Here is a 19,520-nt window from a genome sequence, read left to right as displayed (position 1 = left end):
CGCCCCGTCACGGCCCACGATCAGGCGGTCGTGTAGTCGTAGATTTCGCGGGTGTCGCCGAAGGCCAGCTTGTAGCCCGAACTCTGGGTCTTCACGTAGGTGATGACTTGGTTGCGGATCGACTGCTCGCTCTCGGAGATCATCGAGTTCGCCTCGACCAGTTCCTCCAGCGTTTCCGCTTTGGTGTAGCCCAGCAGCTTGCCGTCCCCCATGGTCGAGGACAGGGCGAAGCCGACGTTGAAATTCAGCACCGGCAGGCTGGCCTGGAGGCCGACGCCCACGGACGCCAGCCGCTCGGCCGCCGTCTTGGTGTCCAGCCCTTCGCCGGAGGCGACCTTCGCGATGGCCGGCGCCATGAACAGCATCAGCCACTCGACGTAGGCGTCCCAGTTGCCCATCACCATGTCCACCGGCACGCCCGCCTTGGCGCGCGAAACCAGCCATTTCAGCAGCGGCTTGTACTCGATCCGGCCGGACTGGGTGCCGCCGAACGCCGTCTGCTTGACCACGCCCGCCGCCGGATGCACGCCGTCGCCGTTCAGCATGACGGTCGTCGCCACACCGACCTTCGACCGTTCCAGCTCGCGCTGAACGCGGGCCGCGAACGGGGTCAGCATGTCGAGCGAGGCCCGGCGGCTGAACTCGTAGGTCGTCTGGTAGCCCGAACCGTGCTTCCAGATTTTGACCGAATTCTCGGTCATGCGGATCGTGCGAACCGGAATGCGGCCACCTTCCGACACCACGGAGGTGCGGTAGTTGTCCTTGTCGTTGTCCGGGTCCAGGATCACGGCGGTGATGAGTTCCGGGCCGGAGATGGTGCGGCTGTTGGAGACCAGCGGCTCGACCGTCTCCAGGGTGTCCTGGCGGTAGGCCCACCGCATCATGTCGTCCACCACCTCCGGGAACATCGCCCGGCTGCCTTCCCAGGTCTGGAAGGTCTGGGACGCCGCCTGAAGGGTGATGCCGTTGGCGAAGTCGTTGCGCACCGGCATGTTGAGGAAGGCCAGCGAGGCTTCGTAGCCGTTCAGCCCGTCAAAGCGGGCCGGCGTCTCGGACAGGCGCGGGTCGATGGACAGCAGCAGGTAATCGCGGACGCCGATGCCGAAGCTGTTGGCGTCACGCAGCAGGCGCAGCCCGGCGTCGCGGGACTGGCCTTCGGTGGTGAGACCGGCGAGCACCGCTTCGGGCGACCGGCGCTGGATCTCATTGAGGGAACGAACTTCGGGCATAGGATTGAGACCCCTGTTGAAGCCGACGCGGGCTTACTGGAAGACGACGACGACGTAGCCGGTCAGAACCTCGGCCACGAAATTGTTGGGTTGCGCGGTGGTCGCCGCCTTGACGGTCCCGTCCCCGGCGCCGACGACCGACTGGCCGACGTTGATGGTGGCGCCGCTCTTGACCGGCAGCTTGTAGCCGCCCTTGGTCTGCATGGTGCCGACCAGGATGCCTTCCTGGCTGCGGTCCTCGACGGTGAAGAGGACGCCCCGGACGATGTCGCCATCGGCGGCGGGCTTCATCGTGTTGGCCGTGCTGTCCGCCGACAGCGCGCAGCCGACATGGGCCTTGCCGGTGCCCGAGGCGAGATAGACGGTGTAGCCGAACTCCGGGTGGTCGAGACCCAGCAGCGTCACACCCATGCCAATGCCGTTGTAGGCCATGGAACCTGCTCCTTAATTGCGCGACTTGAAGGCGGCGTTGGTGAAGCCGGCGCCCTTGGCGGCGTCGGAGACCGCGCCGTTGGCGACCCCGCCGACCGGGATCAGCGACGAGAGCTTGGCTTGCGCCGCCGTGATGCCGGCGATCAGCTCCGTCGCCGTCTTGGGCGCGGTCGCGTTCTTCTGGCCGAGGGCGACGTGCAGCTTGGTGAACTGGTCCGCCAGGAAGGAGAGCGTCGGATCGGTGTCGATCTTGACCGGCTCGACCGTCTCGGCCTCGGCCAGCTTCGCCGCGAGTTCGGTGATCTGGGTGTTGAGGCCGTCGATCTTGGCGGTCAGGCTGGCGACCTCGCCGCCCTTGGCGTCGAGGTCTTTCTTGGCGGTGGCGAGGTCCGCCTGGGCGGTCGCCAACTGGGACGCGAAGCCCGTCAGTTCGGACAGGTTCACGGTCACGGGATCGGGCATGGTGGGTTCTTTCGATGCCGTCAGTTGAAGGAGGAGGGCCTTGCCCGTCGTGCCGCTGGCGGTCAGGGCGGTGCCCTGCGCGTCGGCCTGGGACAGAATCTTCGCCCCGTTCGCGGCCCCCTTGCCGACCAGGGACATCTCGTGCCAAGCGCTGAGACCATCGACGTGCGTGTGGACGCTGTCCTTGCCGATGGCGTGGCCGTTCTCACAGGTCAGGGAGAGGACGTTCATGAAGTCCGCGTCCGGGCCGAGATAGTCGAACCCGCACTTGGAACAGGTGATCGCCTTGGCCTGGAACCCCACCGACACTTCATCGACTGTGGCGTTCTCGATCTTGTTGATGAGATCGGTCTCGGTGTTCGGGATGTAGAACTGGACCGGAAGCTGCGGGCGGTTGGAGCGGTCGCGCGTGATCTCGGCCCAGAACGCCTTGCCGACCGGGAGCACCTTGGTGTCGTGCATCACCTGGATCGGCACGCCCTCGCCCCGCTGGAGCAGGACGGCCATCTCGGTCATCGTGCGTTCGGAAACCACGGCGCCGTCGAAGATCGACCCCTTCTGCCGGATCGGCAGGGTGTTCAACGCCAGGGCCTCGTAGACCACGAGTTTGTCGAGATTGACGTCGTTGCCGGCCGTTTTCCTGATCCGGCTGGCAATGACGTCGGTGACTTGGACCCGCTTGCCCATGCCGTCATCCAAGTAAAGGGGTGAGGTCTGGGCAAGTTGACCGAATGGGTTCGGCTGCTTCAACGTGATAGGGATTACTGATCCAGCCCTAACTCTTCTTGACCATTTTGCTGTCCGCCACGGCGCCGCCCTCCGGGGTCAGGCTGCGGTCCAGGGCGTTGCCGCTCTCCTCGGCGCCGGTGTCGGTGGCGGTCGAACTGACCGTCATGAAGCCGGTGCCGGCCAGGGCGGGCGCATCGTCCGGCCGGTGGCGACCGAACATTTCCATGTGGAACTCGTCGTCGTTGATGAGGCCCAGAGACAGCAGCGACAGCAGACGGGACTGGCGCATCGTCATGTGGTTTTCCAGCTCCAGCGAAGGCCGGAGTTCCGCCTTGCGGAAGCGGACCACCGCGTAGTTGGCGCGGCCCTGCATCATCAGCGCGAAGGTGAAGAGGCGGGACAGATTGTCAGCCACCGGCTCGTTGATCTCGTCCGCGTTCATGGAAAAGATGCGGGCCTCGACCGACGCCGTGTTCACGCCGCTCTCTCCCCGGCCGATGATCGTGGACATCACCTTCAGGGCCGCCTGGTTCTGGGCGTTCAGAACGTCGATGACCTTCGAGATGTCGATGCCCACGCCGGGGTTGTCGTCGTTGATGATGGAGGCTTCCACGCTGTCCCAATGGATGAACGCCTGATCCACCCGCAGCGAGCCGAAGGACTTGGCGATCTCCTGCAACTTGCTCCGCGCCCAATTCGCCATCTTGTCGGCGTCCGCCTGAACGTCGGCGGGCGCGGACTGGCGAACCACATCCTCCAGCACCTTGATGTCGATGCGCGGGAAGCCGGTGACGTACATGATCCGGTACAGATCGTTGATGACCTGCTGACGCGCGGCGATGGTGTTGATCGCCGAGACGAAATGGCTGTTCGTGTAGATCGAGGTCGGGTCGCGGCGGAAGAAGCTGACGAAGAAGGTCGGGATGTCGAGCGGGACTTCCCCCACCCCCCGCGCCGGGATTTGCACCGGCTTGTACTGGCCGGGCTTCGGCTCCTTCCAGCGCACCGTGGCGAGGTCCACCTGCCGGATTTCGTTGGGGGCCAGGGTGCGGTCGAACACCAGCTCGTTCGCCACGCCGCCGCGCAGCAGAATCATGTAGCGCATCTCGGCGGCCAGCAGCCGGAGAGAGGGTTTGAGCTGGAAGGCCGAGAAGTCGGACTGCACCGTCAGGCGCCGGATGATCTGCTGAAGGACGGCGTACCCCTCGCGGTCCAGGTTCCCCAGCTCATCATGCACGCTGACCAGCATGTCGGTGTTCGAGACGGTCAGATAGGCGTTGACGGCGGCGCTCACGTCCGGGTCGCCCTGGAACGCCTCCTTCATGATGGAGCGGCTGTCCTTGCGGAACCTGTCCTTGAACAGGTCGCGCATGTGTTCCTGGTACATCGGGACGGAGAGCAGCCCGCCCGGCGTCTGACCGTTGAAGGTGTTGGTGATCGAGGCGCCGCCACGATTGGCCCGGCGCTTGAAGCCCCCGAGCTTGAACAGGTCCATCACCATGATAGCAGCCCCTGGCTGTGGCGCGACGGAACCAGGAGACCCACGTCGTCGGGCACCCAGTCCGCGCCGATGGTTTCGTAGAGGGTTCGCGTCTCGGCCTTGCGCAGCGGCTGAAGCGCCTGCCAGAGGCGGACGCTGAACAGCATGAAACCGAGGGCGTGGAAGTAATGGTCGTCGCCCTTCAGCTTCACCCAGCGGGCCGGACTTTCCGGCTTCTCGTCGCGCACGTTGTCGCGGAAGTGGGTGATGATCGTTTCCTTCTGGTGGCCGTAGCCACAGAGGGTGATCCTCTTCGAGCGGACGGACTTGGCCGCCACGTCGAGGAGCGAGGTGCGGTCGGCCTGCGCGTAGGCCGGGTTCTTGAACTCGTCGAAGACGATGTTGATCTCGGCCGACCCTCGGTACTCGACGGGGAACACCCTCTTTCCGCTGGCCTCGAAGATGTCGTGGGCGGTCGGGGTGTAGGGGTGACGGTCAACCGCCCCGGCCACGATGTTGACCTGACCGCACAGGCCCTTCACCCGGTCCACAATGTCGTTGGCCGGGATCGTCTCGAACAGCAGCGCGTCGCAGTCCTCCGGCGTGCCGACGCCCAGGATCAGATGGCAGACCGCGCCCATGTCGATGCCCAGGAAATGCGGGCGGGTCGGGTCCACCTCATCCGGCCGGGTCGGGACCGGGGCGATGCACGCCTCGATGTCGGCGCGCTCCAGGCGGATGTTGCCGTCGATGTAGGGCTTGCCCAGCACCGTGTTTGACCAGCCGCGCAGGTAGTCGCGGCGCTTGTATTCCAGAAGCTGGCCGATGATGTAGGGGATGCCGATGCGGCCGGTGGACAGCGGGCGGACCCGATAGCCCCGCGCGTGCTGGATGTCGGGCCGCTGGGCGACCCAGCGGCGATCCTCATCATCCAGATCGAGCGGGCCTTGGTGGCAGCGCTCGCACATGACGTGGGCGCCGAGAAGGTCCAGCTTGGGCATCAGGCTTTCGGTGATGTGCCCCAGGTCTTCGATGTCGTCGGGCAGGCCGGGGATCACCACGAAGTCGCGGGTGAAGTCCGGGATCTGGACGTGTCGGCAATAGGGACAGCGGATGACCCACTCGCGCTGGTCCGTCACCTCATAGTCGCCGTCAATCCCGAAGCCGAAGAAGGTCGGGGTCGAGAAGCGGTGCTTGATCCGCCATTCGGAATTCTGGAGACGCGACTGGAACAGGGACAGCATTCCCTGATCGGTCAGGTCCACCTCGTCGTGGACGAGGTAATCGGCGGGCGTCGAGGTGGCGGCGCCCTCCGTCGCGTTGGTCATCAGCAGAAAGCTCGTGCCGAACTGCATCGTGGACATCGAGCGGACCATTTTCTCCCCGCTCTCCGGTTGGAAGACGGCGTTCTCTTCGATGCAGGGTTTCACCCGCATCTGGCTGACCTTCTTGAACATCGCCTCGTCGGGCAACGTGTAGATCGCGTTGACCCCTTTGTTGCGCTTCACGAAGGCGAGGATTTTGCGGACCTGAACCTCGGTCAAACCAACCTGGGCGCATTTGATGACCGACAAATTCTCGTGCATGTCATCGGCGATGGCCTGTTGAAACGGGTACTTCGCCATCGAGAATGGCCGCCCCCGCAGCAATGTGTTCTGCGTGATCCAGTCGCCGTAGCTCGCCGCCTGATCGACATCGAAGCGGGCGCGGGCGCGCGACAGGAAGTCTTGGATTGGACGGGTCATTGGGCGACGGTAGTCGGGCGACGACTTGGCGCACAGCGAAAGGACGTTAGCAAATCCTCGCTAACGTCTCTGGCGTTGCGCCCAGGGGGCGTTGTCGCGAACGATCTGGGCCTCCCCCCACTCCAGGCCGCCCATGCGCTTCTACCCTGATCTCAGTCAGAAGACGTTGGCCCCGCTCCAGGTGGTGCAGGAACAGCTCCGGCTGGACCCGGCCTATCTGGACGCGGATGACTGCCCCTACGACGCCAAGGTCAAAGAGCTGTTGAAGCTCCTGGCTCCGGGTTCCGGCGACAGCCCCCAGGCTTTTCTGCGCCGCGCCGGATCGAAGCAACAAATCCTCGAAGACGAAACCCAAGCCCTCTACCTGGAAATCCGCGACTTCGGCCAGAAGCTGAAGGCCGACGACGTGTCCGAGCGGATGTCCTACTACCGGACCCGCACCGCCCTGCTGGAAAAGCTCATCTCCTTGACGGAGCGGGCCAGCAGCATGAAGGCGGTTGGTCAGTTCCAGGACATCGTGCTGGGCATTTTCGAGGACATGCTGACGCCCGACCAGCGGGCCGAAGCCATGGAACGCCTGGGCGCCGCCCTCGAAACCCAGGACGACCATGGCTGACCTCTTCGCCGCGCACGCCCCAGCCTTCTGGGCGCGCGGCATTCCCGCGATCCCGCTCGTCAAGGGCCAGAAACGCCCCGCCATCGACGCTTGGCAGATGTTCAGCGACAGCCTGCCGACCGAAGACCAGAAGGCCCGATGGCTGTCGGAGTTCGCCCACGGGAACATCGGCGTCGCGCTCGGCCCCCAGTCCGGCATCGAGATGCTGGACGTGGACACCGACGACCCCAAGGTTCACCAGTTCATCGACACCGTGCTGCCGCGCAGCCCGTGGCGGCGTCTCGGACGCAAGGGCTTCGCTCTGGCCTTCCGCTGGTCGGGGCACCGCACCTTCCGCATCAAGCAGGCGGACGACGCGACCATCATGGAACTGCTGTCCACCAAGACGCAGCTCGTGATCCCGCCGTCGATCCACCCGGACACCGGGCTTCCCTACCGGGCGAACGTCGATCTGCTGGAGGTCTACGACGAGCTTCCGCCTCTCCCGCGCGATGTGGAGATCATCCTTCGCGAGGGGCTGAAGGAACTCGGCTACGAGCTGTCGGCGAACGGCTTCACCAAGCTGACGGAATGGGTGGCGCCGGGCGCCCGCGACAACCGGATGATCCAGGTCGCCGGTCTCTACGCCAACACCATCCTGCGGGGCGAGGTCACGTTCCTCGAAGCCGTCGCCCAGATGCGCGGCTGGCACGACGCCCGCGTGGAAAAGGTGGCGGGCGACGACGTTGACATCAACAAGGGCATCGTCCGCATGGCGGAGTTCCTGGTCTCGGACGTGACCGGGGACAAGCGCCGCATGCTGCCGGTCGGTTGGGACGCCAACCTGTCGGAGGCGATGAAGTCCGGGCTGGGCCTGAACGTCATCACCGACGAGAATCAGGAATGGACGCCCGAACAGGTGCGGACCCACCTGGACCGGCGCTCGGCGCGCTTCCTCCCGAGGATCTTCGCCGCGTCGATGAGGTGAACAAGGCGCTGGACCGGATCGCCCGCCAGCGGTTCGACGCCTTGCACGAGGAGCAAATCCTCCGCTGGATCGCCGAGACCTCGATGACCGGCATCTCCTTCACGTCGCTGAAGCGGCGGCTGCGGGAGCTGCGCCAGGGCGAGGTGGTCGGCACCGACCACAGCGAGATCGCCGAACAGGTGCTGGCCGACCTGCGCCGCTTCGGCGAGGTGCGCTTCGCCTTCAACAAATTCTGGTCCTGGACCGGCTCGCACTGGGAACGGAAGATCGACGAGGACATCTACCGCCTGATCTCGAACGACTACGGTGATCTTCCGGCCGCCCGCAAGGCGGCGGATCACAGCGGCATCCTCAAGGTGATGGGCCGCAAGGTCTCCCGCCCGCTGGTCGATAGCGCCCTCGTCGGCATCAACTTCGCCAACGGCTACCTTTCCCAGGATGGCCGGATGCTGCCGCACGATCCGGCCTATGGGGCGACCTACTGTCTGCCCTACCGCTGCATGCCCGAACTGGCCGACCGTTGCCCCCGCTGGCTGGCGTTTCTGAACGAGCGCTGGGCCAAGGACGCCGACCGCCCGGAGAAGATCACGGCCCTTCAGGAGGCCATGTGCGCCACGCTCATGGGCATGGCGCCGCGCCTCCAGCGCGCGGTCCTGCTGGTCGGCGTGGCCCGCTCCGGCAAGTCCCAGGTGCTGAAGGTGATGCGCGGCCTGCTGCCCGAGGAGGCGGTGAGCAACATCCCGCCGAACACCTGGGGCGACAAGTTCATGCCGGTCGGCTTCGTCGGCAAGCTGCTGAACGTGGCGGGCGAGCTGTCCGAAAGCAAATACATCCAGGGCGACATCTTCAAGCAGGTGGTCGAGGGCGAGAGCATCCCGGTCCAGTACAAGGGGAAGGACTCCTTTGACATCCGACCGATGTGCGCCCACTGGTTCGGGTCGAACCATCTGCCGAAGACCAGGGACACGTCGGAAGGTTTCAACCGCCGCTGGCTGGTTCTAACCTTCAACCAGCCGGTCCCGCTGGAGGACGTGCAGCTCGACTTCGCGGACATCCTGATCGCCGAGGAGCGCGAGGCGATCACCGCCTGGGCGATCCAGGCGATGCCGCGCCTGATCCGCCAGCACAGCTACACCATCCCGGCGTCTCACGCCCAGGCCGTGGAGGCAATGGCGGACGCCAATGACAGCGTGCGTTTTTTTATGAAGCAGAAGGGCGTGGGCGTCCTATGCCTGAATTCCGCCCCCACCTCATCGACACAACTCTACACCGAATACTATCGCTTCTGCGCCGAGGCGGGGGATGCCCGGCCTGTTACCTTGAGGAGCTTCTTGGGTCGGATGGAGAATTTGGCGAACGTCTTCGGCTTCACGCCCATCTCGCAGAAGGACAAGGATGGAAACACCCAAGTGTTGTACGTGAACGGCACGTCTGCGACGCCCGCCGAGGCCGCGTAATCGAAATCACCCGGCCCGATCTGATCGAGCTGTTCTACTGGCAGAACGTGGCAAGCGCGCGGATCCGGTTCAGATAGGCAGCCACGGCAAAGAGGGGGAGATTAGAAGTTAATAGAAATTGTGAATCGCATCAATGCAATTAAAACCACAACACATAAAATGTAAATTTCTTGTCGTTGCATATATTATTATGAGATTATATGCGAATCTATCGTAATTTTATTTATCTTGAAATATTTTTTATTATTAATTTCTCAATTAATTCTACTATTTTCATTATCGATTCTGTTTGATGGCAAGATTATGACAAAACGCCATGTTCTGATTTTCTATCTTCCAACACACAAAGATTTTAGATACGATTTCCTAAATTACAAGGTGATCATTCAATGGAAAAGCACTCATCAGAAGCACTGTCAACAACTGAAAATGGTAATATGTTTCGTGATCGCGTGTGCTCACTACTATCAGTGGCCGGTTTTCATAATATTATTCCAGAAATGAGAGTTGGCTCTAAGAAAGTTGATGGTTATAGTGAATGGACAAAGACATCTATATTTGGATGCCAGCGATTAATAATAGAAACAAAAAACCACAAAACGACTTTACAGAAGTCATCTTGTATTGAATTCATAACGGAGTACCGTGCAAAAATAGAGAAAAATTATGCCGATCATGCATGGCTAATCTCAAAAGGACCAATTTCTCCGGATGGGCGAGAGTTAATAAATGAGCACAGAGGACTGAAGTGCTTTACTTACAAAGAGCTTCAAAGAAATTTATTTAACGTTGATGGATATTTATCTAGCCTTATTGATAGTTATATAGATGATAGAGTCTCAGAATATTATATACCACCTCACGCAAGCACTAATGAGGATCTTGAACTGTGCGTTCAGAATTGGCTTTGCACTCCCAATTCACGGCCTCTAGCAATTTTAGGAAGTTATGGAAGGGGAAAATCCACCTTTGCTAGAAATTTAGCTGTAACTATGGCGAAGGAAGCTTTGATCGATCCGACGAAACGCGCTCCAATTCTTATTCCACTAGGCGATATTGTTGATGAGCAGTCCGTTGATGGATTGTTGGGTAAAATTCTCGCTGGTCAATACAGAGTTCATAATTATCATTATTCTCTATTTTGTTCGTTAAATAATTCTGGATGTTTTCTTGTCATATTTGATGGAATTGATGAAATGAAGCATGGAATGACTTTTCCCCGCTTCCAGCAAAATATGAATCGCCTTCTTGAACTTGATCGGGGTGAAGCGCGAATTTTGTTTCTAGGAAGGGATACGGTTTTTCGTGATGAAGTTGAGTTCCGCTCAATTATTCAAGGAAGAGATACAACGGCAATTGGACAGGACGTGCCAGACTATAGCCGACGGTCAATCAAACACTTAAATATTCGCGATTTTAGCATTAATGAGGCAAAAGCTTTCATAGCAAAATATTTTTTAGTTGCGATGGAAAAGTACCGTAATGACAATGAAATTGCAGTTGATAAAATTTGGGTTGAAAATAGACTTGGGAAATTACTCGATGGTAGTTTTGATGATCTTATTGTTCGCCCAGTTCATGCGCAAATGTTGTGTGATATTTCCACAGATCCTGCGGCCAGTTTAGATAAGGTTGATATATTTTCATTGTATGATCGATTTATTCATCATCTAATTTGGCGTGAAGTTAGAAAAATCGGTCGCTATCCAGGATTTGGTATATCGGTTCGACGACATTTCAATGCAGCGGTGGCTTGGTGGCTCTGGGAACGAGGACAAGCATCAACAACAACTTTTTCTGATATTCCAACATTCATTTGCAAAAAAGTTACATTTGATATAGCGCATGATTTTGATGATATCGGTTTGGCACGTGAACTAACCAGCGGCTGCCTTGTGCAAAAATCAGAAAATACAATTTATTTTGGCCATCGTTCTATTCAGGAGTTTCTAGTTGCAGAATACATATATAAAGCTGACGATATAATGTCTGACTCTAAATTTAGAGACGATCTTTCATCATTATGGATGCAGTTAAATCCAGTAATTGTTGAATTTATATTCTCCCATATTGATAGAGACCCATATGGCGAAAAAAAAGCTGAGGATTGGCTAAACAAATTAGCGAAATGGACTGGATCTGAAAATTATAACAATTCAGCTACAAATCTTTTCGCGAAATTATTCGCTATATCAAAAAACATCAAAAGAAATATGTTTAATTCCCCTTGGTATATATTTCTTGCGTTCTTCTCCGAAAACGGCGCTGTAGAATACAAAGCTACTGATGAAGGAATTAAATTTTCTATTAGAATATTAAATCTATCCAGAGCAATATATAGAAGGCAAGTAAGCTCCACTGAAAGTTCTGCAAAATATAACGCAACCATGATACAAGCAACCACTGTTTTTATTTCATTTCTTGTTTTGGGTTGTAATAGTGATATAACAGATGAAATGAAGGGGCGCTTCATGTCAAGTTTTTTTCCCGTGGAAGATATAATTAAAAAAATGCAAAACAAGAAATCTTCTATGTTTTCTCACTCATGGATTTCTCCTGAAGATGACCTCATGTTTTGGTGTTATCTTATTTCTGCCGTAGATACTGAACAAGATAGAGAAGAAAATAGAAACACATCTATAACAATTAATCTTTCGGCTGCACTTGAAAAATTATCACCATTTATACGAATAGGTCTTTCAAAAAAGTTCTCTATTAGTTCAAAATACTTTTCCGTCACAATTTCTTCTATTATCAAGAACATTAATTCTACTAGGGAGAAAAATAAAATTAGCGATGAAGATTTGAAATATCTTTCGCAATTTTTTGAGAAAAGCCATTTAAGATTAGAATTATTTAGCGTTGGCGACGCCTCTATTGCAGACAAATCTTCAAGGAGGTAGTATCAATAAAATTATATTTAAGAGTTTCTCTGCAAATCTGCAAATCTGCACTCAAAACGAATCTTTGGCAATTGAATGGATATTACAGATGTCTGGTCGCCTCATTTTCCACTAAATGATGATTGCTCTTGGCGTATGCATCCTTTCAAATGGCGAGTGCGAAAATCCCACATACAGTGGGTGTCTGTCTTAACCGGGTAGGAACGGCCGCAAGTAACAAGCCCCGCCGATGAAGCGGGGCTTTCCTTTACAGCGACCCTCGCGGGTCCCACCGGAAATCGTTGACGCTCAGGCCCGTGTCAAAGCCCGCATAATAGGCGGACAGAGAGGCGTCGTAGTAATTGAATTGCTTCGTCATGCCCGAGGTTTGGGATATGCGGCCCAGGAGATACCGTCCTTGCGGAGAGGCCGCCACCAGCGTGCCCCCTCCGGTCCAGGTCACGGCGTTGTAGTTGGTTGCGGTCGAGGCTGTCGGTTGGCCGCTCACCGCAGTCCAATTCGTGACGCGGAAGGCGGTGTTCGCCACGGACCCATTCACGATGCCCGCAAGCTTGCTTGATGTGGAAACAAGATTGTTCAGCAAGCCGACGCTTGTCATTAGGCTTAAGGTTATCATCTTCGATGTTGATATGTTTAGATACGCGCCATAAAGGTTGTTGCTCAGGACATAGTAAACAAATATTGCGGTTCCTTCTCGCCCCTTCGCCACCGTCAGCGAGGTTATAGCGGCCGAGACCGTGAGCTGGTTGGAGAAAGCGGTCATGGTCGCCCAGGCGATGACCTGGAAGGATGGGCTTGAGGCGCTGCCGGATGCGAAGCCCAGAACGATGTAGGCCCCGTCAGGGGACCATTCCCCCGCGTTCACCGCCGTGGAACGGCTGTAGGTGCCAGACACCAGGGTCCAGGTCGCGGCGTCATAGAACTTCACGTAGCCACTGGAATCGGTGACGGCCAACACATCGTTGGTAGTCGGCCGCCACCCAATGATCTTCGTAAAGGTCCCGTCGATCTCGGCGATCAGTTCCTGGGTGTCCGAGTTGAAGATCACCAGCTTGTTGACATCGCCGGTCAGGATCGCCGCGAGACGCCCATCGCTGGACGGGCACACCTGCTTGCAACTCGGCCCTTGGCTGGCGTAGGTCGAGAATGTCCGGCTGTCCCACCGGGCTTTCTGGAAGTTCCAGGTCGAAATGTATTTGGCGCCGTCGAAGCTGTGACCGAAATAGATGACCGGATCGGTCGGCAAGATGACGGCCTTTGCGCTGGCCGCCTTTGCGAGGCAGGCCGAATGGTACGCGGTCAGGTACTCCAGCATCAGAACCCCACCACGGCAAAGGCGCGGACCACCGATCCATCGACCGACCGGCGAAGATGAATCTCGTCCGTCCCGGACGAGGACAGGGAGGGGACTTCGCCACCCAGCCAGACGATCCCGCTCGGCCATGTCGGGGTGAACGCCCCGCCGTTGGTCAGGCGCAGGATGTAGACGGCCTCGCCGCTGGTCGGCGCTCCCGACAGGATGAGGGTGTAGGCCGCCGTCGCGGTGTGGCTGAACAGCACGCCTGTCGCGTGGTCCAGCGTGACGTTGGCCCCGGACACCGTGACGGCGCCAACCTTCAGGGAGGGGTTGCTGATCGCGGTGGCGTCGGCCTTCGCGTCCAGCGCGGTCTGGAGACCCGTGACGGTGGCGATGGCGTGGGTGTGGCTCGTCGCCGCCTTGCTGTCCAAACTGGTCTGGAGGTTCGTCACGTCCGAGATCGCGTGGGTGTGGGCGCTCGGGGTGAAGCTGTCCGGCTTCCCCGTCACCCCCGTCCATGGAACCGAGGCCGCCGTGCCAGCGCTGAACGCGGTGTAGCCCGCCTCCACGGCCAACTGCGTCTGGTCGGTGACGATGTAGACGTTGCCGGTGTCGGCTTCCTTCACAAAGTCGCCGAGTTGAACGGTGGTCGTGGTCAGTGCCAGCCGGGCCGCCGTGTTCGCCACCCCGACCATCCGCTCCAGCGCGGCGGCTGGGATGCGGGCGATGTCGAACACCCCGCTCGTGATCGTGGAGGCGTCCTGCGTGTGGACGACCTCGGCCTTGCCGTCCAGCTTGGTCTGGAGATCGGTCACGCTGGCGATGGTGTGGATGTGGGAGTTCGCGGCCTTGGCGTCCAGAGCTGCCTGGAGACCCGGAACATCGTCGATGCCGTCGATGCTCGACCCGCCGACCTTGACGATGCTTCCGTCCGTCTTGCGGACATAGATCGAGTCCACGTCGTCGAAGGCGATCTCGCGCAGGGCAAGATCGCTGGTCGAGGGGACAGCCCCCGCCGTGCGGGCGGTCTTCAACAGGATGCGCGAATAGCTCATGAATATTCCCCACCATCCAGGGTGAAGTTCGGGTTGTCGAACGCCGAGAGGGGGAAGACGGTGATGTTGCCCTTCTGATCGACAGAGGGGACGACGCTTTGGGTGACAGGATCACGAGTCTCACCAACGCCGAAAATCCCGCCGTCCGCTTCCGCGACCGGGACCTCAAGGCCGGGAAACCGTCCCCCGTCCGTGTCGGAACCCCAGCCGGTGTAGACCCTGTAGGTCACGCGGTCTGGGTCTTCATCCCCGTCCAACCCCATGAGCCAGCGGGCAGTTCCTCGGGCCATGCGGATCAAGGGGGCATCCGCGTTGACGAGACCTGCCATCGCTCCCCTCCGCGCAAAGAAGACAGGGGCGGCGCGAGCGCGCCACCCCTCCTCGTGTTGGCTTACGCCAGGGCGATGTAGGTGACGCGCAGCTTGTCGGTCGCCGCCAGGGCGGCCACCGGCAGGATGTTCGCCCCATCCATGGTGTAGTCGTCCACCACGTCCACCAGCAGGCCGTTGACGTAGACCTGTTCGGTGCCGGCGACCGGGGTTGCGGCCAGGGTGAAGGAGGTGAAGCCGCCATTCGCCACCGCCGCCTCGCGGACCACGAAGGTCGCGGCCACTGCCGTGCCGTCCGCGTTGCCGACGAAGATGCGGCCCGCCGCCAGGGCGGCGTTCAGCTTGGTCGGCAACGCGCCTTCGACCGCCGTCACCCGGTCGGTCAGCGCGCTGTCGGTCGCCTGAAGGGTGTCGATCTCACCTTCGGTCGCGGTGACGCGGGCGTTCAGCGTGGCCGTGTCGGCCTCCGCGTTGGTGACGCGGCCTTCCAGCGCGTCGATGTCGCCCTCGGCGGTCGTGACGCGGTCGGTGAGCACCGTCACGTCGCCATCGACCTCGACCAGCGCGCCCTGCACGTCGATGGCCTGGAGACTGCCCGCCGGGGTGAAAGCCACCTGCACAGCCGAATAATCGCCCGCTTCGGCCAGGATCGGACCCGAGCGGCCAAAGACCGAAACCACCTTGTCGGTGTTGTCGATCTTCTCCCAGGTGGCGCCGTTCGAGACCACCCAGTCGCGCTGTTCCCAATCGGCCACGCCGTCGATGGCGGTCGTGCCGGCGACGGACACGACGTAATAGTAGCCCTTGTTGTCGGCGCTCGCGGCGGGCAGGACCGGCAGGTTCTGGGTGGCGTCCCAGATACCCTTGTAGGTCATCGCGCCCGCGACCTTCGAGATCTCGGTGTCCACGTAGGACTTGCGGGTCACGTCGTTGGCCGCGACCGGGGCACCCAGGTTCGACACGATGAAGCCGCCGAAGTCGAAGTTCTCGGTGGCCTGAACCTGCTTCAGCTTCAGCAAAGTCTTTGCCATGGTGGCAATGCTCCCTTCTGGTAAATGTTAGGTGGAGGTCATGTAGTAAACGGCGACCGTATCGCTGCTATCCAGCGAGTAGCCGACGACACCCATGTCGATCTTGACCACGTAGGGACCGGCTCCATCGAGCGAGACCGCCGTAAGGTCGATGCCCATGCCGTTGATGGTCACGATCAGACCATCCTTGGTCCCGCCCTGAAGACCATCCGGCAGGGTGGTGTTGAGGGTGTGGATGCCGGTCGTCGCAACCGCCGGACCAGCCTCGGTGAAGCTGCGGCGCTCGAAGACGATGCCGCCCTGGGAGGGCATCCACACCGGGGCGCCGCCTTCCATGGTCAGGACGTAGCCGTCGTCGCCCGGCGCCAGCGACGCGCCCCGGCCATCGGCGTCGCCAAGCGCGAGGTTGTAGGCCGGGATGGCAATCTGTTTGAGGCGTTGCGTGCTCGCCATGGTCGGACTCTCAGGTTTGGGTTGCTGCGGGCAGCGCCGAGTAGACGATCAGAAGTTCGTCCGTGGTTTCGAGCCGGTACGGAAGATTGAGGATGGTCAGCGTCGGCGCCGAATAGGTGAAGCTCTCGGGCGACAGCCCCTGGCCGTTGATCTGGACTTGCTCGACCTCGTAAACGTCGCCCGGCATCGTGAAGACGGTCTGACCGTCCTGGTCGATAGCGACCTTGAGGGAGCGAATGTCCGATCCTGTAAACCCGGCGCGCAGGAGGTCGCTGATCTTGAGTCGGCGCGTCACCCCGTTCTGGACGATGGGTAGCCATTCATCCCCGGTCAGGGGGAGCGCCAGATCGAGTTGTGAGATTGTCCGTCCGCTCATCGGCCTTCGGAAGCGTGAAGGCCGGGACGCCCCAGTCCCGGCCCTCTTCCCCCGCCCCAGGAGAACCCGCCACGAGTGCGAGCAACACCCAGACCCTACCAGCCCCGTGGCCGCCGTCATTCAGCAGACGGGTAATGGCTGCGGCCCTAACCCAGCTCCGTGACCACAAGAAGACCAGCGGTGGCGGTTGGGCCGGGGCGCGCGTCCAGCTTGGTGTATTGGCGGGTGTCGTAGACGAAGTAGCCCCCGCCGCGCAGATACACTTCCGGGCCGCCCTCGTAGAAGCGGATGACGGTGTCGTATTCCGGCTGAAGCTCGACAGCCAGAACCTCCTCCACCTTGAACGGGGCGGTGGAGGTCCACTCCCCGGCGGTCAGGGCCATCGGGTGGCAGCCAACCGGGTGCAGGGCCTGGACCGGCTGCCGGTTGTCATCCATCGGAAGCGGCATCGTAGAAATCTCCGTCATAGTCTTCGTTGAAATCGGGGAAGACCCCGTTGCCGTATTCGCCGCAGTCGATGATTTCGTAGACATCCTCAACCGGATAAAGGTAGCCGTCGGCCACAGGCCGGGTGGCGTTCGGATCGAACACGGCGCCCATGGCGAAGAGATCGCCGTAGGCGTCGAGGTCGGCACGGCCCTGGTGGAAGGCGGTTGCCACGGAGAGGGTCGAGGCGCCGACAAGCGGGACGACCATCGGCGGCGCGAAGGTCAGCGTTCCATCGCCCACCAGCGTGGCGGCGCCGGTCATCAGCGTGAAAGAGACCGGGTTGGCCGTCAGGGTGGAGGTCTCGCCGACGCTCCAGAGCTTGGCCTTGTAGGTCTGCTGGTGGGAGGTCTCCCCGACAACCAGGCTTGCGACCCCCGGCATGATGATGCCGATGTCGTCAACGGCGGCATCCTTGACGGCCAGCGTGCCCCTGCCCAGGAATCGGGCGGTCGGAACGGCGAGGGTCGCCCCCTTCGCCACCAGCTTGCCCTTGGCGAGGAGCGTTGCGGCGCCGACGCTGTGGGCGCTCTGGAGGGCCTTCAGCGTGGCCTTGCCCTGGACCTGGGCGCCGGCCACCCAATTGACCTTGGCCGTGATCGGGTTGCGAAACCGACCGAACCCCTTTAGCTCGACCACCTGCTTGCGGTGAATCGCGCCGATGGCGGCGAGGCGGCCCCGACCGCGAAGGCGGTTGTGGGGCACATCCACGAACAGGTCGCCGATCAGGTCGGCCTCGCCGATCATCGGTTCGGCGTAGGCGGTGTGGGTCGTGACCTCGGTCGGGGCGCAGACCGCCAGCAGTATCTGGGTTCCGTCCTCGCAGAGGAGCGGCACGCCGTCCTGACACAGCAGGACGGGACAGGCGGTCTCGCACGTCAGCAGCAGGATCGGCTCACCGTCCTCGCACAGCAGATACAGCCCATCCTCGCACAGCAGGAACACATCCCCCTCGCAGGGTGAGGAGGTCGCCCGCCTCACCCATCGGCGTTCGGAAAGGAGGCGGGTGAGCTGCATGACTTATTGGTTGCTGGCCTGGATCGACCCGATGGGAAACTCCATGCGGCCCCCGGCGGCCACCGTGTTGGCGGGCGTGACCGCGCCATAGTAGAGGAGCTGGCCCCCGCTCTGGGCGGACATCACGCCGACATGGGAGATCATCCCCCAGGCGGCGGTCGCGACGGGGAAGGTCAGCAGATTCTCGTTGGCGCTCACGCCGTCGCTCGGGTCCGAGAAGGTGATGAGCTGGCGGACGTAGCTGCCGCCCGTGACCTCGGCGCCAGAATTGTCGTCGTTCGGGTTCGAGGTGTAGAGCGCGAGGTAAACCGCACCGGGCGGGGTCGTGTTGTTCGGGTTGCCCCGAAGAAAGAAGTTGATGATCTCGTTTTCCATGTAGTCAGAGAACGCGGACATGGAGCTGGCTCCCAAACAAGTGAATCGTTGGATCGGGCCAAGGTACGGGATCGGGGCGACCGGCGCCGTTCAGGACTGGGTTCACGGCGCGGCAGTAACTCAGGTCCGAGTTGAAGTAATAAAATTACAGTTCCGAATTTCTGGAAATTTCATCGGTCGAGATGAAGGGGGGACCCCCACCCAATACCCTTCAACCCCTTGTAAATAAAGGGTGTACCCTTCGCCCCGGCCCTGCGCCTATGGCAAGTCACGGCCTACCCCCGTGCTATGCTGTGTCTACGGTGATGAACAAATCACTCACCCATCGAAGGAGAAGGCAAGGGCGTCGATAGGAGAAGTCTGTCTAAATCCGTCCCTTGTCCAAATGTTGGATAGCAAGGACGAAGACAGGACAGGTGCGCCCACTTCCCGGACCCATCCAAATTTTGAACGGGGGTATCGAACATGACGACGCAAGTAACCTACACGTCCGCCATGAAGTTGACGGCGGCGGCTTTCGACGGGGTGTCGGATCGCCTCATCCATTTGGCGGCTTCCACGGCGCTGACCTACCTTGCGGGCGTCAACGGGTGGAACACCGATAAGAAGGTTCCCGCCGAGACTGTCCGCGAACAGTTGACCGACACGTTCCAGACCAGCGGAAACAAGCGGACCACGGCTTACACCTTCGCACAAACGGGGTGGAAACTCGCCGCTCGCCTGTCCAAGGGAGACAAGGCGTTCCGTGAGACCTTGAAGGCGAGCGACCTTTCCGAAGCGGTCAATCTGATTGTCGCGCAGATCAAGGCGGATTTGCAGGCTGGCAACCTGCCCCGAACCATGGATGGTTTGAAAGCCCTGTTGGAAGGACCGAAGAAAGACGCCAAGCCCGCGAAAGGCGCGGCGCAAAAGATCCTCACCTTGCTCAATGCGGACGACAGCGAGTTCAGTGACCAAGAGCTTGAGGACATTCTCGCCGCTGTTCGGGGGCTGGTCACGGCCCGTGCCCAGCACGCCGTCCCTCTTCAGCAAGCCGCCTGATACGCAACCCGGCGGGGGGAGTTTCCCCCCGCCAGCGCCC

Annotated in this window: 19 protein-coding genes; 5 read left to right on the top strand and 14 right to left on the bottom strand. The window is 60.1% G+C overall.

Annotated features, from left to right (window positions below; all coding sequences use genetic code 11):
• Positions 1-20 precede the first annotated feature (20 nt).
• The 5 genes from ACODS4_RS09665 to ACODS4_RS09645 all read right to left on the bottom strand — a co-directional run bounded on the left by ACODS4_RS09665 (position 21) and on the right by ACODS4_RS09645 (position 6,077).
• Positions 21-1,229 carry a hypothetical protein gene (locus tag ACODS4_RS09665; protein ID WP_119833228.1) on the bottom strand — a complete coding sequence of 403 codons (1,209 nt, stop codon included), beginning with the start codon at positions 1,227-1,229 and terminating at the stop codon, positions 21-23.
• Positions 1,230-1,262: 33 nt separating this feature from the next.
• The gene (locus ACODS4_RS09660) at positions 1,263-1,661 is read right to left on the bottom strand and encodes a hypothetical protein (RefSeq protein ID WP_488863057.1); all 399 of its coding nucleotides are present in this window, start codon (positions 1,659-1,661) and stop codon (positions 1,263-1,265) included.
• Positions 1,662-1,673: 12 nt separating this feature from the next.
• Positions 1,674-2,810 (bottom strand): hypothetical protein, encoded by a 1,137-nt coding sequence (locus ACODS4_RS09655; protein ID WP_488863055.1) that lies wholly within the window; start codon positions 2,808-2,810, stop codon positions 1,674-1,676.
• 88 nt (positions 2,811-2,898) lie between these two features.
• Positions 2,899-4,353 (bottom strand): hypothetical protein, encoded by a 1,455-nt coding sequence (locus ACODS4_RS09650; protein ID WP_488863054.1) that lies wholly within the window; start codon positions 4,351-4,353, stop codon positions 2,899-2,901.
• Positions 4,347-6,077 (bottom strand): phage terminase large subunit family protein, encoded by a 1,731-nt coding sequence (locus ACODS4_RS09645; protein WP_488863052.1) that lies wholly within the window; start codon positions 6,075-6,077, stop codon positions 4,347-4,349. The genes ACODS4_RS09650 and ACODS4_RS09645 overlap by 7 nt, the downstream gene beginning before the upstream one ends.
• Positions 6,078-6,210: 133 nt before the next feature.
• Here ACODS4_RS09645 and ACODS4_RS09640 point away from each other — a divergent pair, with 133 nt between their 5' ends.
• The 4 genes from ACODS4_RS09640 (at position 6,211) to ACODS4_RS09625 (ending at position 12,020) form a co-directional block, all read left to right on the top strand.
• On the top strand, positions 6,211-6,693 hold the full coding sequence (locus tag ACODS4_RS09640) for a hypothetical protein (protein ID WP_488863050.1): 483 nt from the start codon (positions 6,211-6,213) through the stop codon (positions 6,691-6,693).
• Positions 6,686-7,660 (top strand): bifunctional DNA primase/polymerase, encoded by a 975-nt coding sequence (locus ACODS4_RS09635; protein ID WP_488863048.1) that lies wholly within the window; start codon positions 6,686-6,688, stop codon positions 7,658-7,660. Before ACODS4_RS09640 ends, ACODS4_RS09635 begins: the two co-directional genes overlap by 8 nt.
• On the top strand, positions 7,576-9,117 hold the full coding sequence (locus ACODS4_RS09630; RefSeq protein WP_488863046.1) for a DNA primase family protein: 1,542 nt from the start codon (positions 7,576-7,578) through the stop codon (positions 9,115-9,117). Before ACODS4_RS09635 ends, ACODS4_RS09630 begins: the two co-directional genes overlap by 85 nt.
• Positions 9,118-9,506: 389 nt before the next feature.
• The gene (locus ACODS4_RS09625; RefSeq protein ID WP_488863044.1) at positions 9,507-12,020 is read left to right on the top strand and encodes an NACHT domain-containing protein; all 2,514 of its coding nucleotides are present in this window, start codon (positions 9,507-9,509) and stop codon (positions 12,018-12,020) included.
• A 247-nt stretch (positions 12,021-12,267) separates the two neighbouring features.
• Here ACODS4_RS09625 and ACODS4_RS09620 read toward each other — a convergent pair whose 3' ends face one another.
• From ACODS4_RS09620 to ACODS4_RS09580, 9 genes are all read right to left on the bottom strand, one after another.
• The gene (locus tag ACODS4_RS09620; RefSeq protein WP_488863042.1) at positions 12,268-13,335 is read right to left on the bottom strand and encodes a hypothetical protein; all 1,068 of its coding nucleotides are present in this window, start codon (positions 13,333-13,335) and stop codon (positions 12,268-12,270) included.
• The gene (locus tag ACODS4_RS09615) at positions 13,335-14,372 is read right to left on the bottom strand and encodes a phage tail fiber repeat family protein (protein ID WP_488863040.1); all 1,038 of its coding nucleotides are present in this window, start codon (positions 14,370-14,372) and stop codon (positions 13,335-13,337) included. The genes ACODS4_RS09620 and ACODS4_RS09615 overlap by 1 nt, the downstream gene beginning before the upstream one ends.
• Positions 14,369-14,701 (bottom strand): hypothetical protein, encoded by a 333-nt coding sequence (locus ACODS4_RS09610; RefSeq protein WP_488863038.1) that lies wholly within the window; start codon positions 14,699-14,701, stop codon positions 14,369-14,371. Before ACODS4_RS09610 ends, ACODS4_RS09615 begins: the two co-directional genes overlap by 4 nt.
• Before the next feature lie 62 nt (positions 14,702-14,763).
• Positions 14,764-15,732, bottom strand: coding sequence for a hypothetical protein (locus tag ACODS4_RS09605; RefSeq protein WP_488863036.1), 969 nt, complete (start codon positions 15,730-15,732; stop codon positions 14,764-14,766).
• 27 nt (positions 15,733-15,759) lie between these two features.
• Positions 15,760-16,185, bottom strand: a complete 426-nt coding sequence (locus tag ACODS4_RS09600) for a hypothetical protein (RefSeq protein ID WP_488863034.1) — start codon at positions 16,183-16,185, stop codon at positions 15,760-15,762.
• A gap of 10 nt (positions 16,186-16,195) precedes the next feature.
• Positions 16,196-16,561, bottom strand: coding sequence for a hypothetical protein (locus tag ACODS4_RS09595; RefSeq protein ID WP_488863032.1), 366 nt, complete (start codon positions 16,559-16,561; stop codon positions 16,196-16,198).
• 146 nt (positions 16,562-16,707) lie between these two features.
• Positions 16,708-17,010, bottom strand: coding sequence for a hypothetical protein (locus tag ACODS4_RS09590; protein WP_488863031.1), 303 nt, complete (start codon positions 17,008-17,010; stop codon positions 16,708-16,710).
• Complete coding sequence (locus ACODS4_RS09585; protein ID WP_488863029.1) at positions 16,991-18,064, bottom strand: hypothetical protein; 1,074 nt, start codon at positions 18,062-18,064, stop codon at positions 16,991-16,993. Before ACODS4_RS09585 ends, ACODS4_RS09590 begins: the two co-directional genes overlap by 20 nt.
• Positions 18,065-18,067: 3 nt before the next feature.
• Positions 18,068-18,460 (bottom strand): phage tail fiber protein, encoded by a 393-nt coding sequence (locus ACODS4_RS09580; RefSeq protein ID WP_488863027.1) that lies wholly within the window; start codon positions 18,458-18,460, stop codon positions 18,068-18,070.
• Positions 18,461-18,934: 474 nt separating this feature from the next.
• Here ACODS4_RS09580 and ACODS4_RS09575 point away from each other — a divergent pair, with 474 nt between their 5' ends.
• Positions 18,935-19,480: a hypothetical protein gene (locus tag ACODS4_RS09575; RefSeq protein ID WP_488863025.1), complete on the top strand. Its 546-nt coding sequence runs from the start codon at positions 18,935-18,937 to the stop codon at positions 19,478-19,480.
• The last annotated feature ends 40 nt before the right edge of the window (positions 19,481-19,520 follow it).

The sequence above is a fragment of the Azospirillum sp. FG154 genome (genome assembly GCF_057809575.1).
The sequence above is the reverse complement of the archived record's forward strand: the minus strand, read 5'-3'. Positions and strand labels throughout refer to the sequence as shown.

Coding starts and splice junctions, on each gene's coding strand:
- ACODS4_RS09665 (WP_119833228.1), bottom strand. CDS start 1,229: ATGCCCGAAGTTCGTTCCCTCAATGAGATCCAGCGCCGGTCGCCCGAA.
- ACODS4_RS09660 (WP_488863057.1), bottom strand. CDS start 1,661: ATGGCCTACAACGGCATTGGCATGGGTGTGACGCTGCTGGGTCTCGAC.
- ACODS4_RS09655 (WP_488863055.1), bottom strand. CDS start 2,810: ATGGGCAAGCGGGTCCAAGTCACCGACGTCATTGCCAGCCGGATCAGG.
- ACODS4_RS09650 (WP_488863054.1), bottom strand. CDS start 4,353: ATGGTGATGGACCTGTTCAAGCTCGGGGGCTTCAAGCGCCGGGCCAAT.
- ACODS4_RS09645 (WP_488863052.1), bottom strand. CDS start 6,077: ATGACCCGTCCAATCCAAGACTTCCTGTCGCGCGCCCGCGCCCGCTTC.
- ACODS4_RS09640 (WP_488863050.1), top strand. CDS start 6,211: ATGCGCTTCTACCCTGATCTCAGTCAGAAGACGTTGGCCCCGCTCCAG.
- ACODS4_RS09635 (WP_488863048.1), top strand. CDS start 6,686: ATGGCTGACCTCTTCGCCGCGCACGCCCCAGCCTTCTGGGCGCGCGGC.
- ACODS4_RS09630 (WP_488863046.1), top strand. CDS start 7,576: ATGGACGCCCGAACAGGTGCGGACCCACCTGGACCGGCGCTCGGCGCG.
- ACODS4_RS09625 (WP_488863044.1), top strand. CDS start 9,507: ATGGAAAAGCACTCATCAGAAGCACTGTCAACAACTGAAAATGGTAAT.
- ACODS4_RS09620 (WP_488863042.1), bottom strand. CDS start 13,335: ATGCTGGAGTACCTGACCGCGTACCATTCGGCCTGCCTCGCAAAGGCG.
- ACODS4_RS09615 (WP_488863040.1), bottom strand. CDS start 14,372: ATGAGCTATTCGCGCATCCTGTTGAAGACCGCCCGCACGGCGGGGGCT.
- ACODS4_RS09610 (WP_488863038.1), bottom strand. CDS start 14,701: ATGGCAGGTCTCGTCAACGCGGATGCCCCCTTGATCCGCATGGCCCGA.
- ACODS4_RS09605 (WP_488863036.1), bottom strand. CDS start 15,732: ATGGCAAAGACTTTGCTGAAGCTGAAGCAGGTTCAGGCCACCGAGAAC.
- ACODS4_RS09600 (WP_488863034.1), bottom strand. CDS start 16,185: ATGGCGAGCACGCAACGCCTCAAACAGATTGCCATCCCGGCCTACAAC.
- ACODS4_RS09595 (WP_488863032.1), bottom strand. CDS start 16,561: ATGAGCGGACGGACAATCTCACAACTCGATCTGGCGCTCCCCCTGACC.
- ACODS4_RS09590 (WP_488863031.1), bottom strand. CDS start 17,010: ATGCCGCTTCCGATGGATGACAACCGGCAGCCGGTCCAGGCCCTGCAC.
- ACODS4_RS09585 (WP_488863029.1), bottom strand. CDS start 18,064: ATGCAGCTCACCCGCCTCCTTTCCGAACGCCGATGGGTGAGGCGGGCG.
- ACODS4_RS09580 (WP_488863027.1), bottom strand. CDS start 18,460: ATGTCCGCGTTCTCTGACTACATGGAAAACGAGATCATCAACTTCTTT.
- ACODS4_RS09575 (WP_488863025.1), top strand. CDS start 18,935: ATGAAGTTGACGGCGGCGGCTTTCGACGGGGTGTCGGATCGCCTCATC.